Here is a 14,040-nt window from a genome sequence, read left to right as displayed (position 1 = left end):
GTCTCCCTTGCTCCGGTGGGGGGCGCATCACCAGTAGGCCCGAGACGGCCCACCCCGGACACGTTCCGGAAACTCGGGGCTTGACAGCCCCGGGACACCAGGCAAAAATCCGCCGCCCGTGCCGTGACCTCGTGGTCCTTCCGCCGGTGCGACCCGGCGGGCTGGTTCGTCACGCGCCGTGCGTGACAGGCCCGTTGGCGGGTGGACCGCCCGGGTCAGGAGATCGTCGAGGGCGCGGGAAGCGGCGCAGCCGACGCCCCGAGTACCTCATCACCCTGCTCGCGCCGATGCGCGCCGGCGGGCGCGGGCTGCGCGCAGGGCCGCGGGCACGGGGCGGCTCCGACCGGGGGGCATGGGGACCGGCGCGGACTGGCGGTGGGAGACGGGACGCACGGCCGCGGCCGTGCTGCTGCGCCGCCGCTCAGGCGGTGGGGGCGGTGGCCGTCCCCAGGGAGTCGGCGGCCAGGAACTTCGGGGCGCTCTCCTCGTAGAAGACGTCGACCGGGCCGAGCGCGAACCCGGCCGCCGCGACCATCTCCGCCGGGCGGCGGGTCAGGTGGCAGCCGCCGAACAGGCGCTGCTGGAGCGGGTCCAGCCGGCGCTGGCGGCGCCGTACGTGCTCGTCCGCGGCCGGGGCCAGGCCGTGTTCCAGGAAGTGGAGGGTGCCGCCGGGCTTCAGGACGCGCAGGACCTCCCGCAGGGCTGCGTCGGCGTCCGGGATCGTGCACAGCGTCCACGTCGACAGGGCGGAGTCGAAGGTGCCGTCCTCGAAGGGCAGCGACTGCCCGTCCAGGCCGGCCCGCCGCACCGGCACGCGGGAGTTCTCCACGCGCTTGCGGGCCAGCCTCCAGGCGGTGTCCGACGGCTCGACGGCCGCGACCTCCGTCACCGACGGGGGGTAGAACGGCACGTTGTGGCCGCTGCCGAAGCCGATCTCCACCACGCGGCCCGTCAGCCCCGCGCAGACCCGGCGGCGCAGCGGCAGGGACGCCTTCATCCCGCATGCCGCGTTGACGATGTGCGGCAGCACGCGGTCGGTGTAGAACCCCATGGCAACCTCCGTTACGGTCCCAGCATGGCACCGCGGCCCGGTCGCCGCCGCCGCGACACAGCGGGCAATCAGCGCCCCAGCGCGCGGAGCACCGCGTCGGCCATGGCGCGCCCGCCCGCGGCATTGGGGTGGAGCGGCGCCGCGGGAGACGCCGGCAGGAAGCCCTCGACCAGCGGCGAAGCGGAACACGCGTCGTGCCCGCTGGTGGGCCCGAGGGTGTCCGCGTACAGCGCGCCCGAGTCGGCGGCGGCCCGGGCGACCCTCGCGTTCAGTCCGCCGATCACGGAGCGCAGGAAGCGGACGTCGCCCGTCGCCAGGGGCATCCGGCCCAGGCAGTCCAGCGGGTCGTCCGGCAGCACCGCCGGGTAGCCGACGACGACCACCCGGGCGCGCGGCGCCTTGGCGGACAGCGCGTTCAGCCCGTCGGCCAGCCGGGCCGCCGCCCGGTCGAGCCGCCGGTCGAGGGCGTCACCGTAGAAGTCCCGGCACGGCGCGCCGAGGGGGCGCGTCGCCGCGAGGGCCGAACAGACGCCCACGACGTCGACGAAGCCGGCGTCCGAGGTGCCGAGGTCGTTGCCGCCGAGAGTGATCGTCACCAGGGCCGTGTCGGGCGTGACGGCGTCCAGCTGGGGGCCGTTGACGGGCAGCCCGGCGCTGGTCTGCGCCGCGGTGAGGGCGTCCGCCTTGGCCCCGGTGCAGGTGGCGTCCGCGTAGGAGGACGGGGCGAGGGCGGCGGCGACGAGGCGGCCGTAGTTGCGGTCGGAGCGCAGGCAGGCGCCCGCGGTCTGGGCGGGGATGCCTGCGCCCGCGGCGTAGGAGTCGCCGAGCGCCACATAGCCGCCGGTCCCGGCGGGGGCGGTGGCGTGCGCGGGGGCGGGGAGGGCGGATGCGGCGGCGAGCACGGCGGCGGCGAGTGCGCCCGCCGCCGCCGGCCGGCGGCGGCGGGGGACGCGTACGGCAGTGTCCCCGGCGGTGGAGTCGGAGGCGGCGCGGGCGCCGGGCAGTGTTTTTGCGGAGGTGGGCACGGTTCCCCCAGGTGAGGCGGCGTGAGGACGGACACGACGCGATACCGGCCGGTAACGTCCTCGTATCGTGGGGCCCGGCCGCGGCGCGGGCCATGTACCGGCGCACAGCGCGGCTCCCGGTGCGTTGTCCCCGCGCACCATCCGCAGCCCGCCGCGCGCGGCGCTCTGTAGCCTGCGCCGCATGAGCCGCACCCCCGCCGCCCCCGCCGAGATCGCCCCCGTGGCGGCCGCCCTGCTCGCCCGTTCCGAGGAGCTGGGCGCTCGGATGGCCCGCCGCATCCGCGCCGAGGTGGGGTACTACCGGGGGGACGAGCACGTTCCGTACGGTGAGCTGGCCGCCTCCTGCCGGCGCAACTGCGAGCAGGTGCTCGGACAGCTCGTCGGCGGCCGCGCCGCGAACCCCGCGCCCGCCCGCGAGACCGGCCGGGCGCGGGCGCGCGCCGGAACCCCGCTCGGCGAGCTGCTGCACGCCTACCGGATCGGCTCCGAGGTGCTGTGGGCGGCGCTCACCGCGGAGGCCCGGTCCGCGCGGGGCCTGACCGCCGAGAGCGCCATGGCGCTCGCCGCGTGGTGGGTGAACGGGGGCCTCGCGGCCTCGGCGGGCGACGCCTACCGGGAGGAGGTCGCCGAACTGGTGCTGCGGCGGGAGCGGGAGCGCTCGGCCATGGTCGAGGCCCTGTTCAGCGGGCTGCTCACCGACCGCACGACCCTCTGGGAGGCTGCCGACGTGCTCGGACTGCCGACGGGCGGGCCCTACCTGGTGGTCGCCGCCGAGGCGCCGGGCCCCGGCCGGGAGGCGCTGCCCGGGGTGGAGGCCCGCCTCGCCGCCGAGGAACTGCGGTCGGCGTGGCGGCTGCTGCCGGACGTCCACGTCGGCGTGGTCGCCGTCCGGCGGCCCGGTGCCGACGAGGCGGTCCAGCGGGTCCTGGAGCGGTCGCTCGCCGTCCGCGTGGGCGTCAGCCCCGCCTACCGCGACCTGCGCGACACCCCGCGCGCCCTCCGGCTGGCCCGCCTCGCGCTCACCGGCCTACGGGGCCGGCCCGCGGGCATCGCGCGCGTCGACGACAGCCCGGCCGCGCTGCTGGTGGCGGCGGCCCCGGACGAGGCGGGCCGGATCGCACGGGGCGTCCTCCACGGGGTCCTGCTGCTGCCGGCCGACGAGCGGGAGCGGCTGCTGGCCACCCTGGAGTGCTGGTTCGAAACGGCCGGCTCGGCGGCCGACGCGGCGCGGCTGCTCTACTGCCACCGCAACACGGTCCGCTACCGCCTGCGCAGGCTGGAGGAGCTGACGGGCCGCTCGCTGCGCGACCCCCGGGCGGTGGCCGACCTCGCGCTGGCGATGCAGGCGCTGCGCCTGCTGCCCGGCGGGACGGCGTAACCGGGCGCGCCCGCCCTGATGCGGAACGGCCCGCTCCGGCTCGGGCGGCTACCGGCCGTCCTCCGGGGTGTCCCGCCGCGGCGGCTCCTCAGGGGCCTGCGCGCCGGGCTCGCCGGCCGGGGCCGCCGACGGCATGGCCGGCGCGGCCGGGGGCGCCGCACGCCCGGCGAGGAGGGCCTCCGCGAGGCCTTCGCGGCGGATCCGCTGGTCCACGTACAGCAGGCCCGCGACCAGCTGCATGAAGCCGACCTGGAACAGCTGGCCGGCGATCGCGCCGACCAGCGTCAGCAGGAGGACGACTCCGAGCATGGCGATCGCGCCCGCCGGGGAGACGCCGTCCTCGGCGATCGCGAAGACCGGCACGATCCCGAACGACGCGATGAGGTTGAACGGCAGCTGGATCGCGTAGCCGATCGCGAACGCCAGCATGCTGCCGACGAGCGTGATGCCGAAGACCCGCCACCAGTCGCCGCGGACCAGCGAGGCCGACCGGCTCAGTGCGGCGACCGGGCCCGCGTCCTCCAGGACGACGGCGGCAGGGGCCAGCGTGAACCGGACGGAGAGCCAGCACGCGACCGGGAACGCGGCCAGCAGCCCCAGGACGAGGGGCACCAGCAGCGCCCCCGGGGCGGCCTCCGAGGCGGTGGCGACGGCCAGCGGCGCCCACACCGCGAGGACGGCGAGTACCGGGAGGGCGGCGACCAGGGAGCTGAGGACCATCGCGCCCGCCACCGCCGGGGCCCGCCGGAACGCGGCGCGGCGCACCGCCGCGAACGTGGTGGGACTGCCGGACACCGCCTCCCGCAGGGCGGTCATACAGGCGGCGGAGGTCACCGCCATGCCCAGCATGCCCAGCACCATGAGCGCCACCAGCAGCACGGCGCCGGCCACGAGCAGCGGCACGGCGTGCTCGCGCGTCGGAGTCTCGCCGTACGGCGGGTCGAAGACGGGCTCCAGGTGCGGGACCACCGCGGCCACGGCGGCGGCCACGGCGAGGCCCGTGACGAGGACGAGCACCGCCTGGACGAGCAGCGCGACGCCGGCCATCTTCTTCCAGTGGAGGCGGAGGGTGGAGAACGCCCCGTTGACGATGTCCCCGAGGGCGAGGGGCCGCAGGGGTATCACCCCCGGCTGCGGCGGCGGGGGCGGTGCCCAGCCTCCCCAGTGCGGGGTGCCGCCCGTGCTGCCCCCGTGTGCTCCCGGCCAACTGCCTTGCGTCATGAACATGCTCCGTAGCTCGTCCCCGTGCTGAGAGACCAACCTATCCCGGCAGGTCAGGAGCATGACACTCCGTTCGGGCGGGGGCGGGCGCCTCCCCGGCGCGGGCGGCCGGAACGGCACCGGTGCCCGCGTCGACGCCCGGCCGGCTCCGGCCGCCGCCGCCCCGCGTGCGGTATACGTCCTGTGGGCGTCCGGGATCCGCCCGCGACGCCCGCGAAGGGAGTGGTGGCCCGTGGAGCGCACGACCTGCTGCGTGGTGGGCGGCGGCCCGGCCGGCATGGTGCTGGCCCTGCTGCTGGCCCGGGCCGGGGTGGAGGTGACGGTACTGGAGAAGCACGGCGACTTCCTCAGGGACTTCCGCGGCGACACCGTGCACCCGACGACGCTGTCCCTGCTGGAGGACATCGGCCTCGCCGAGCGGTTCGCGCGGCTCCCGCAGCGCCGCGTGACGACCGTCCGGCTGCCCATCGGGCCGGACAGCAGCCTGGTGACCGTCGGCAACATCGGGGCGCTGCACGGAAAGTACAACTACATCGCGATGGTGCCCCAGTGGGACCTGCTCGACCTCCTTGCCGACGAGGCCCGCAAGGAGCCGTCGTTCCGCCTGTGGACGGACACCGAGGCGGAGTCCTTCCTGGTCGAGCGCGGCCGCGTCACGGGCGTCCGCTACCGCACCGCCGACGGCGTCGCCGGCGAACTCCGCGCCCACCTGACGGTGGCCTGCGACGGCCGCGGTTCGCTGGCCCGGAACCTGCCCGAACTGGGCCTGCGGGGCTTCCCCTGCCCCATGGACGCCTGGTGGTTCCGGCTGCCGCGCCGCGAGGACGACCCCAGCGGGCTCGTCGGCGGGCTGGGGGACCGGTTCTTCAGCGCGCTCATCGACCGCGGCGACTACTGGCAGTGCGCGGCCCTCATCCCGAAGGGCGCGGACGCGCGGCTGCGCGCCGAGGGCCTGGAGCCGTTCATGGAGCGCTTCACGGGGGCGGTGCCCTGGCTCGCGGACCGCGCGCACGCGGTCGCCTCCTGGGACGACGTCAAACTCCTCGACGTCCGCCTCGACCGGCTGCGCCGCTGGCACCGCCCCGGGCTGCTGTGCATCGGGGACGCCGCCCACGCCATGTCGCCCGTGTTCGGCATCGGCATCAACCTGGCCGTGCAGGACGCCGTGGCCGCGGCCCGCCACCTGGTCGGCCCGCTGCGCGAGCACCGGGTGGGCCTGCACGACGTACGCCGGGTGCAGCGGCGGCGCTGGCCCACCACCGTGGCCGCGCAGGGCCTCCAGCGGGCCGCCCACGCCAAGGTCATCGGGCCGCTGCTGGCCGGCCGGTCCGCGTTCGACGACCCGCGCCGCGCCGCCCGGCTGGCCTCGCTGCTGACCGAGAGCCGGCTGAACCGGCTCCCGGCCTACTTCCTCGCCTACGGGGCCCTGCGCGAGCGGCCGCCGCGGGAGGCCCTCCGCTGACCGGCCGCGCCGGAACGCCGCCGTCCGCCGCGGCCGGTCAGGGGCGGCGCAGGCGGCGGTGCGTCCGCTCGCGCCGTACGTGCCGGGGACGGCACTGCCAGCACAACCAGCCCACCCCGTCGACCAGTTCGTGCGCCGGGACCGCGCCCTCCTTGCCGTTGACGCACCCCCGGCCCGCGCAGCGGATGCGCGGCGCCGCCGGCGGCCGGTCGTCCGCGCCGCGCCGCGCCGCCCTCGGCCGGTGGGTGAGGATGTACCGCTCGTCGCGGAACGGGGAGAAGCGGACCCATTCCGCGGGCACTGCGTCAGGGGCGGTGCTCACGGTGCCGCCGTGCCCGGGGCACCGCTGGTTCTTCCACCGCGTCCGCTCGGCGTGGTCGAGGCCCTCCAGGACGTACACCCACATCATCCGGCCCGCCCACACGGTCTGCTGCCCGGCGCGGTCGGACGGCACGGGGATCTCCGTCTCCACCCACACGCCCTGGCAGGGGGCGTTCGGGTCGTGCACCGTGGCGGAGCACCGGCCGCCGTCGCCGTCGGCCGCGACGCAGCGGATCCGGTCGATCCCGGCCGGCCCGAGCAGCAGGGCCCCCGCGTACGCCAGGATGTGCCGCTCGCCCGCCTCCGCGGGGCGGGCCGCGCCGCCGCCCTCGCCTCCGCCGGCCTCGTCGGGGGAGACCGGCACAGAGGCGGCGAAGCGCCCTTCGGCGACCGCCTTGCGGGTGCGCCAGGCCAGGGCGCGGCGTGCTTCGGCGAGGCCGTCGCCGTCCCCGCCGTCGTGCTCGATGCCGGGGCAGACCGCGGGGTGGGCGATCCAGCACCGGCCGCGGCCCATGTCGCCGGGCCGGGCGATGCCGCTGTCCACGCTCCAGCGCGCCCGCGGCGGCACGGCGCCGGACGGGAACTCGTAGGGGACGAGCGGGATCCGGCCGCCGTCGTACCGGTCGAAGTACCAGACGTGGTGCCCGCAGAAGGCGCAGGTGTCCGTGTTGGGGCGGCGGAGCGCCTTGGAGGGGCTGTGCGGGTTGAGCCGGAGGCCGGGCAGGCCGCCCGGCGGCTCGTCCCAGGGGGCCGGTGGCGATGTCACGCATCCGTTGTAGGCCCGCCGGCCCCCGCTGCCGCCGCCGCTCACCCCGCCGGGTGAACCGGCTCTGCCGATCGGTTGAGGTCCGGGTGCCGCGGGGTCATGCGGTGCGGCTCGCGTTGAGGTCGATCTGGCCGAAGAGGAGCGCGTAGCCGGCGGGAAGGCTCCGCAGGATGCGGGCGAGGAGGTCGGGGCCGGCGAGGCGGGCGACCACCGAGAGGACGGCGCCGGTGTCCCAGCGGGCGGTGGCCGGGCTGGTGCCGGAGCGGGTCGCGAGGTCCTTGACGAAGCCCCAGCCGGTCAGTTCCTCGTGCGAGGGCACCTGCGCGGTGAAGGCCAGTGCGGCCTGGAGGGGCAGCCGGGCGGCGAGGTCCGCCCGTTCACCGCCGGTCAGCCGGCGGCCGAGCGCGGCCAGTACCCGCTCGACGGTTTCGGCGGCGCGCTCGCTGCTGGGATAGGCGCCCTCGTAGCGCACGGCTTCCAGCATCTGCTCGTAGGTCATGTCCGGGGCCGGCCGGCGGAGGACTGCGGGCTGGTCGAACACGGTGTCTGCCTTCCTTTCGGGTCGCGGGGGATACGGTCCGGAAAGCCGGCCGGCGGCGGGGGGAGGGCCGGCCGGCGAGGGGAGGGCGGGCGGCGCCGCAGGGTTCGGCTGCTCAGCTGCCGAGCTGCTTGGGCTCGCCGCCGCCGATGGCGATCTTCCGCGGCTTGGCGCGCTCGGCGATCGGGATGCGGAGGGTCAGGACACCGGCCTCGTACTCGGCTTCGATGCGCTCGGTGTCGAGGGTGTCCGCCAGCATGATCTGCCGGGAGAAGACGCCGATGGGCCGCTCGGAGAGCTCCATCTGCGCCCGGTCCGACCGGGGCGCGGGCCGCCGCTCGGCCTTGACGGTGAGCATGTTCCGCTCGACGTCGATGTCGATCGCGTCCTTGCCGACGCCCGGGATGTCGAACGCGACCACGTACGCGTCGCCGTCGCGGTAGGCGTCCATCGGCATCACGGACGGCTTGGACCACGTGCCCTGGCCCGTGAGCTGCTGGGTGAGGCGGTCGATCTCACGGAAGGGGTCGGTGCGCATCAGCATGGGGACACCTCCTGGTTGCTCGGTAGCGGCTGCCAGTGCGCTTCGGCCCCTGTTGTAGCATGTCGTCGAAATGATGACAACACGGCGGTTCGCCGAATGGATGACATGGATGATGTCAGCGGGCTGGTGACGCACGGGACGTTGGATGAGGGTACTGACGCGCAGGCGCACGCGGCCGGTGGTGTCCGGCGGCCGCGTGCGTCCTGGTTGCGGGGTGGTCCGGTCAGTGCCGGTGCCTGAGGGCGTCCTTCCCCTTCTCCTTCGCCAGCCGGGCCTTCCCGCGGAGCTGCAGGGCACCGCCCTTCATGGTGGTGGACCTGTCGCCGAGCGCGTGCCCGACCTTCCGCATGGTCTTGCCGACGGCCTGCTCCGTCTTCGCCTTCATCTTCTCGCGGGCGCTCATGCCGGCCCCCTTCTCGTCGGGTCCCGTGCTCATCCCCGGCCCGTCCCGGTGCCCCGGCCGGCTTCCAGGAGCGGCTGCCGGTGGTGCGTCGCGGATCGCCTCGGTGAGCTCTTCGACCAGTGTTGCCGACAGGGGCGTCGGCCGCCCGGCGGGAACCCGTACGGCGAACGCGGGGTCGGGAGACCCGGATGCCCGCGGGCTCTCCGGCCGCGCGGAGCGGGTCCGCAAGCCGCGGGTCAGTGCGGCCGGCGGCCGAGGGCGCCGCGCAGGGTGGTCCCGTACCGGGTGCGCAGCCGCCGCAGCTCCCAGGCCGACAGGGCGGTGACCGAGAGGGGCGCGCCCGCGAGGAAGGCGAACCAGACGGCCTGCGGGGCGTTGACCGGAGGCCCGTCGACGGCCTGGAGCACCGACATCACCAGGACGACGACCGGGGAGAGCAGCGGCGGCAACACCTCGTGGACGTCGCCGGTCCGGAAGGCGTGGTGGACGCACAGCACCGAGGAGGCGAGGAGGAACGGCAGCAGGAAGAGGCTGCCCAGCTGGAACAGCAGGCCGAGGAGGAAGCCGACGTCGCCGGCGCCGGCGAAGAGCGGGTCCCGCAGGTCGGGGCGGAGCGCGAACCACTGGAGGCCGGCCGCCGCGATCAGGCAGCCCCACGCGGCGAGCGGGCCGCCGAGCCGCCGGCGGTAGCGGGCGCGCAGGGGAGGGCGGGCAGCCGCGAGGAAGGCCGCCACCGCGACGGGGCCCACGACCGCGAGCACCGCCGCACTGATCAGCAGGTCGGTGAGCCTGTCGTCGACGACGGCCTTGGCCTCCTCGCGCAGGGTGAACGCGTAGAACAGCCAGGCGGTGGCGGCCAGTCCGACACCGGTCCGGGCGAGCGCAACCCGGCGTATGACCGGGTCGGCGAGCCGGTCCGGCCGCCCGGGGCGGTGTACGCGGGCCGCGAGGGCGAAGGGGGCCGCGATGACGGTCACGCAGCCGTGGCGGCGGTCTCCCGGCCGGCCGGCGGGCATGCCGGGCCCCGCGCCCGCCGCCGGCCCCGGCCCCGCGCCCGTCCGCTGTCCGTACCCGCCCTGCCGTGCCACGTCCTTCTCCCGCCCCCGCCACCGTCAAGATCAACGGCAGACTGTACCGCCCCTTCCGGCCGGCGGTCCGAAGCGCCGGGGAGGCAGGGGGAATCGGCGCGGCGTGCGGTGACCGGATCCGGTGCTGCGGCCGCCATCCTCGCCGTCGCGGCCACGGGCCCGCGACGGCGGGCGGACCCGGCCGGCCGGGCCGAAGCCCGCGCCGGCGCCGCACGTTCACGGGCCGGACTGAACCGGCAGGAAGGTGACCTGCGGCGCCCCCGTCCGCGGGTGCACGGCGACCTCGCCCTCCACCCCGTACACCTCGGCCAGCAGCTCCGCGGTCAGCACCTCCGCCGGTGTGCCCGAGGCGGTCACCCCGCCGCCGCACAGCACGTAGAGCCGGTCGCAGTAGGAGGCGGCGAGGTTCAGGTCGTGCAGGGCCACCAGCACGGTCGCCGGCAGCCGCCGCAGCAGCCCGAGCACCTCCAACTGGTGCCGGATGTCGAGGTGGTTGGTCGGCTCGTCCAGGACCAGCAGAGACGGCTGCTGGGTCAGCGCCCGGGCGATGAGCACCCGCTGGCGCTCGCCCCCGGACAGCTGCCCGAACGGGCGCTCCGCCAGCCCGGCCGCGTCCACCGCCTCCAGCGCCCGGGCGATCAGGCGGGCGTCCTCGGCGGTGTCGGCGTCCAGCAGCCGCTTGTGCGGGGTGCGGCCCATGGCGACCACCTCCCGCACCGTCATCTCGAAGTCGCCGCCGGGCTCCTGCACCACCGCGGCGACGGTGCGGGCGAGTTCCCGCACCGGCAGCGCCCAGGCGTCGGAGCCGTCCACCAGCACCTGCCCGGCCCGGGGGCGCAGCACCCGGTAGACGGAGCGCAGCAGGCTGGACTTGCCGCTGCCGTTCGGCCCGACCAGGCCGACCACCTCGCCGGGCCGGGCCGTCAGTGACACCTCCCGCACCAGCCGGTGCGCGCCGGCGGTGAGGGTGAGCCGCTCCACAGCCAGATCGGTCGCGTTCATGCCGCCCCCCGGGCGTCCCGGCGGCGGGCGTCCCGCCGCATCAGCCACAGGAAGAACGGGCCCCCGCACAGGGCCGTCAGCACGCCGACGGGAATCTCCATCGGTGCGGCGACGGTGCGGGCGGCGATGTCCGCCCAGACCAGGAACACCGCGCCGGCCAGCGCCGCCGTCGGCAGGACCCTGCGGTGGTCGCTGCCGACGAACAGCCGGACGGTGTGCGGCAGGATCAGGCCGACGAACCCGATGGGGCCGGCGGCCGCCACCAGCACCCCGGTGACCAGCGAGAGCAGGACGAACATGCGGGCCCGGAAGCGGGCCACGTCCAGCCCCATGGTGGTCGCCGGCTCCTCGCCGGTCAGCAGCAGGTTCAGCGGCCTGGCCTGGACGAGGAGTACGGCGGTGCCGAGCAGCAGTGCGGCGGCGGGCAGCCACAGGGTGCTCCACTGCACGCCGCCGAGTCCGCCCAGCGTCCAGGCCAGGACCGTGCGGGCCTCGTTGCCGCGGCCGGCGGTCAGCAGCAGCAGGTCCATCACCGCGGTGAGCACCGACGCGAAGGCCACACCGGAGAGCACCAGGCGCACCGGCGTGATCCGGCCCCCGGCGCGCGCCGTGGTGTAGACGAGCAGCAGCGTCACGAGCGCGCCGGCGAAGGCGGCCAGCGACAGCGACACCGCGCCGAACAGCGTGAACCCGAAGACGATCACGGCGACCGCGCCGAGGGAGGCCCCGGAGGACACGCCCAGCAGGTACGGCTCCGCGAGCGGGTTCCGTACGAGGGCCTGCATCGCGGTGCCCACCACCGCGAGCCCGGCCCCGGTGACGGCGCCGAGCAGGACGCGCGGCGCGCGCACGTCCAGCACGATGTGCTCGCGGGCCCGCGACCACGCCGGCTCGGACCGGTCGGCGCCGAGGGCGTGGCCGACGATGCCCCAGACCTCGCCGGGCGGCACGTGCACCGAGCCGATGGCGAGTCCGGCGGTCACGGACAGGAGCAGCAGGACGCCCAGGCCCGCGAGGACGAGCGGGAACCGGGCCCGGCCGGTGCGCCGGGCCGGGGCGCGGCCGTCCTCCCCGGCCCGGCCGGCCGGGGCTTCCTCCCGCGGCCGGGCCGCGGCGGCGGCCGTCACCGGAAGCGCTCGGGGTGCAGGCCGCGGGCCAGGTCCTCGACCGCGTACGGCGGGCGCACGCCGACGAGGGTGGCGGTCAGCGGCACCACCACGAAGCGCTTGTTCCTGATCGCGGGAACGTCGGCGAGGGCGGGCTGGGAGAGCAGGAAGTCCTTCTTCTGCTGCACGCTGCCGGCGCCGGCGTAGTCGTAGATGGCGATGACCTCGGGCCTGCGCTCGACGACCTGCTCCCAGGAGACGTCGCCGAAGACCTCGCCGAGGTCGTCGAAGACGTTGCGCCCGCCGGCCAGCCTGATGATCTCGGTGCCGAGGCTCTTGCCGCCGGCGGTGAACGCCGCCTTGTCGCCGCTGTCGTAGACGAACACGGGCACGGCGGGGGCGCCCTCCACGGCCTTGCCGGTCTTCTCGATGCGGGCCCGCAGGTCGGCGACCAGGGCGTCGGCCCGGTCCCTGACGCCGAAGATGCCGCCGATGGTGCGGATCTCCTCGTAGGCGTCCTCCATGGACACCTGCTTCTTCCCGCAGTACTCGCGGTTGAGGTAGGTGTCGATGCCGGCGTCCGCGAACGCCTTGCGCGACCGTCCCTCCTTCTCCGCGAAGGCGCTGCCGTAGCCGCCGTACACGAAGTCGGGCTCGGCGTTGACGACGGTCTCGAAGGAGGGCTCCTTCGCCGCGAGCTGCTTGATGCCCTTGAAGTCCTGCTCGTGCTGCGGCAGGACGGGCGAGTCGGGGAAGGCGGTGCCCGCCATGCGGTCCTTCAGTCCGAGCGCCAGCATCAGCTCGGCCGGGTGCTGGTGGATGGTGACCGCCCGGGCGGGCGGCCTGTCGTAGGTGGTGCGGGTGCCGCAGTTGTCGACGGTGAGCGGGAAGCCCGCCGCCGGAGCGGCCGCGGGCCTGCCGTCCTCCCCGGCCGGATCGGTGCCGCCGCCGCAGCCGGCGGCCAGCACCGGGACCAGGGCGGCGGCCGCGGCCGCGCGCAGGGCGCGGCGGTGCGACGGGCGGCGGGACGGGGGGAGTTGCAGGGAGCCGGGCATGCCGACGTACACGTAGAGCCTCCTGGGGAGTCCGCGCTCCTCGGAACGGGCCCGCGACAGGCCAGTTTCCTGACTCCCGGATCGGCGTTCCCCCCGCCTTCCCACGCCGTGCGCGCAGTGGCTTCTGAGGGGCTGCTCCCCGGTCACAGTGGCGGGACCGTGCCGGACTTGCACCGGCTTCCTGTCTCCCGTCGCGGCGATGACCTGGAGATATTACATTCCGGTCACTTGGGCGTGAAGGGCGCACATGCCGGGGCTCGCGCCGGGGACGTGCGCCGCTGCGCCGCAACCCGCGCCGACGGGCCCGCCCGTTACCAGCGGCACCCCGACCGCGGCAAGCCGCTGCACGAAGTCCTCACCCGGCGGCGCCCGCCCCCGCCCCTCGGGAGGCGCGGCTCCCCACCCCGTCCGCCTCCCCCTCGGACGGCGCGCCCGCCCCCCGAAAGGACGCCCGGAGCGTGTGACCTGTCGGTGTGGCAGCCGCGCCGCGGGCGCCGTGCGCGGTAGGTCTGGGGGTCGCCGCCCGGAGCAGGGCGGCCGCCCGCAGTTCGCAGCAGGAGGCAAGATGGCCAAGGGCACGGTCAAGTGGTTCAGCGCGGAGAAGGGGTTCGGCTTCATCGCCCAGGACGGGGGAGGACCGGACGTCTTCGCCCACTACTCGGGAATCGCCGGAAACGGCTACCGCGAGCTCATGGAGGGCGAGCAGGTCAGCTTCGACATCACCCAGTCGGACCGGGGCCTTCAGGCGGAGAACATCATCCGCCACTGACGGCCCTCCGGTACCGGCGGCAGGTCTTCCTGGTCACAGCACTAGGCGGGGCGTTCCGTGGGTAGGGGCCTGCCGTGGACAGCGAGCACCGTGCCCTGCAAGCGGCCCGCCTCATCGAGGAGATCCTCCAGGCGGCGCACCGCGGCGACGACCGCCGCATCGACACCCTCCTCGCCCGCCTGGCCCAGGTCGGCAAGATCCGGGACCTCTTCGCCCTGCGCGAGCGGCTCTACGGGCTGCGGCCCGCCCTGCCGCCCGCCCGGCCCCCGGCGGCCCCCGGCGCGCTCCCCGCACGCTGAGCCGCCGGGGAG

General features: G+C 76.0%; 15 protein-coding genes and 1 riboswitch. Of the genes, 4 read left to right on the top strand and 11 right to left on the bottom strand.

Translation table 11 applies throughout. The features are described from left to right. Positions 1-421: 421 nt before the first annotated feature. Together ACZ462_RS24905 and ACZ462_RS24900 are read right to left on the bottom strand one after the other, a co-directional pair. The gene (locus ACZ462_RS24905; protein WP_467808339.1) at positions 422-1,051 is read right to left on the bottom strand and encodes a class I SAM-dependent methyltransferase; all 630 of its coding nucleotides are present in this window, start codon (positions 1,049-1,051) and stop codon (positions 422-424) included. Positions 1,052-1,119: 68 nt separating this feature from the next. Further along, positions 1,120-2,076 carry an SGNH/GDSL hydrolase family protein gene (locus ACZ462_RS24900; RefSeq protein WP_467808341.1) on the bottom strand — a complete coding sequence of 319 codons (957 nt, stop codon included), beginning with the start codon at positions 2,074-2,076 and terminating at the stop codon, positions 1,120-1,122. Positions 2,077-2,257: 181 nt separating this feature from the next. Between ACZ462_RS24900 and ACZ462_RS24895 the strand changes: the two genes are divergently transcribed. Then, complete coding sequence (locus ACZ462_RS24895; protein ID WP_467808342.1) at positions 2,258-3,454, top strand: PucR family transcriptional regulator; 1,197 nt, start codon at positions 2,258-2,260, stop codon at positions 3,452-3,454. Positions 3,455-3,502: 48 nt separating this feature from the next. Here ACZ462_RS24895 and ACZ462_RS24890 read toward each other — a convergent pair whose 3' ends face one another. Further along, positions 3,503-4,675, bottom strand: a complete 1,173-nt coding sequence (locus ACZ462_RS24890) for a DUF7847 domain-containing protein (RefSeq protein ID WP_467808343.1) — start codon at positions 4,673-4,675, stop codon at positions 3,503-3,505. Positions 4,676-4,907: 232 nt separating this feature from the next. Between ACZ462_RS24890 and ACZ462_RS24885 the strand changes: the two genes are divergently transcribed. Next, a complete protein-coding gene (locus ACZ462_RS24885) occupies positions 4,908-6,137 on the top strand; it encodes an FAD-dependent oxidoreductase (RefSeq protein ID WP_467808344.1) in 1,230 nt (409 codons plus the stop codon). Positions 6,138-6,174: 37 nt separating this feature from the next. On the opposite strand, the gene ACZ462_RS24880 is transcribed toward ACZ462_RS24885, so the two are convergent. The 8 genes from ACZ462_RS24880 to ACZ462_RS24845 form a co-directional block, all read right to left on the bottom strand. Further along, positions 6,175-7,224 (bottom strand): DUF6083 domain-containing protein, encoded by a 1,050-nt coding sequence (locus ACZ462_RS24880; RefSeq protein ID WP_467808346.1) that lies wholly within the window; start codon positions 7,222-7,224, stop codon positions 6,175-6,177. A gap of 97 nt (positions 7,225-7,321) precedes the next feature. After that, positions 7,322-7,765: a DUF2267 domain-containing protein gene (locus ACZ462_RS24875; protein ID WP_467808348.1), complete on the bottom strand. Its 444-nt coding sequence runs from the start codon at positions 7,763-7,765 to the stop codon at positions 7,322-7,324. Positions 7,766-7,877: 112 nt separating this feature from the next. Next, positions 7,878-8,306, bottom strand: coding sequence for an Hsp20/alpha crystallin family protein (locus ACZ462_RS24870; RefSeq protein WP_467808349.1), 429 nt, complete (start codon positions 8,304-8,306; stop codon positions 7,878-7,880). Positions 8,307-8,529: 223 nt separating this feature from the next. Further along, positions 8,530-8,709, bottom strand: coding sequence for a hypothetical protein (locus ACZ462_RS24865; RefSeq protein WP_467808351.1), 180 nt, complete (start codon positions 8,707-8,709; stop codon positions 8,530-8,532). A 236-nt stretch (positions 8,710-8,945) separates the two neighbouring features. After that, positions 8,946-9,797, bottom strand: a complete 852-nt coding sequence (locus tag ACZ462_RS24860; protein WP_467808352.1) for a hypothetical protein — start codon at positions 9,795-9,797, stop codon at positions 8,946-8,948. Positions 9,798-10,013: 216 nt separating this feature from the next. Next, the gene (locus tag ACZ462_RS24855; protein ID WP_467808354.1) at positions 10,014-10,799 is read right to left on the bottom strand and encodes an ABC transporter ATP-binding protein; all 786 of its coding nucleotides are present in this window, start codon (positions 10,797-10,799) and stop codon (positions 10,014-10,016) included. Further along, positions 10,796-11,926: a FecCD family ABC transporter permease gene (locus ACZ462_RS24850; protein ID WP_467808355.1), complete on the bottom strand. Its 1,131-nt coding sequence runs from the start codon at positions 11,924-11,926 to the stop codon at positions 10,796-10,798. The genes ACZ462_RS24855 and ACZ462_RS24850 overlap by 4 nt, the downstream gene beginning before the upstream one ends. Then, positions 11,923-12,972, bottom strand: coding sequence for an ABC transporter substrate-binding protein (locus tag ACZ462_RS24845; protein WP_467808357.1), 1,050 nt, complete (start codon positions 12,970-12,972; stop codon positions 11,923-11,925). The genes ACZ462_RS24850 and ACZ462_RS24845 overlap by 4 nt, the downstream gene beginning before the upstream one ends. A 30-nt stretch (positions 12,973-13,002) precedes the next feature. Continuing rightward, positions 13,003-13,180, bottom strand: a riboswitch (cobalamin riboswitch). Positions 13,181-13,525: 345 nt separating this feature from the next. Here ACZ462_RS24845 and ACZ462_RS24840 point away from each other — a divergent pair. Both ACZ462_RS24840 and ACZ462_RS24835 read left to right on the top strand, forming a co-directional pair. Next, positions 13,526-13,729 (top strand): cold-shock protein, encoded by a 204-nt coding sequence (locus tag ACZ462_RS24840; protein WP_467808360.1) that lies wholly within the window; start codon positions 13,526-13,528, stop codon positions 13,727-13,729. Positions 13,730-13,803: 74 nt separating this feature from the next. Beyond that, on the top strand, positions 13,804-14,028 hold the full coding sequence (locus ACZ462_RS24835) for a hypothetical protein (protein ID WP_467808361.1): 225 nt from the start codon (positions 13,804-13,806) through the stop codon (positions 14,026-14,028). Positions 14,029-14,040 lie beyond the last annotated feature (12 nt).

Source organism: Streptomyces sp. NPDC031121 (genome assembly GCF_055570615.1).
This window is presented reverse-complemented; position numbering and strand designations above follow the sequence as displayed.

What these genes read in the sequence shown, in the direction of transcription:
- ACZ462_RS24905 (WP_467808339.1), bottom strand. Translation starts at nt 1,051, where the DNA reads ATGGGGTTCTACACCGACCGCGTGCTGCCGCACATCGTCAACGCGGCA.
- ACZ462_RS24895 (WP_467808342.1), top strand. Translation starts at nt 2,258, where the DNA reads ATGAGCCGCACCCCCGCCGCCCCCGCCGAGATCGCCCCCGTGGCGGCC.
- ACZ462_RS24890 (WP_467808343.1), bottom strand. Translation starts at nt 4,675, where the DNA reads ATGACGCAAGGCAGTTGGCCGGGAGCACACGGGGGCAGCACGGGCGGC.
- ACZ462_RS24870 (WP_467808349.1), bottom strand. Translation starts at nt 8,306, where the DNA reads ATGCTGATGCGCACCGACCCCTTCCGTGAGATCGACCGCCTCACCCAG.
- ACZ462_RS24865 (WP_467808351.1), bottom strand. Translation starts at nt 8,709, where the DNA reads ATGAGCGCCCGCGAGAAGATGAAGGCGAAGACGGAGCAGGCCGTCGGC.
- ACZ462_RS24855 (WP_467808354.1), bottom strand. Translation starts at nt 10,799, where the DNA reads ATGAACGCGACCGATCTGGCTGTGGAGCGGCTCACCCTCACCGCCGGC.
- ACZ462_RS24840 (WP_467808360.1), top strand. Translation starts at nt 13,526, where the DNA reads ATGGCCAAGGGCACGGTCAAGTGGTTCAGCGCGGAGAAGGGGTTCGGC.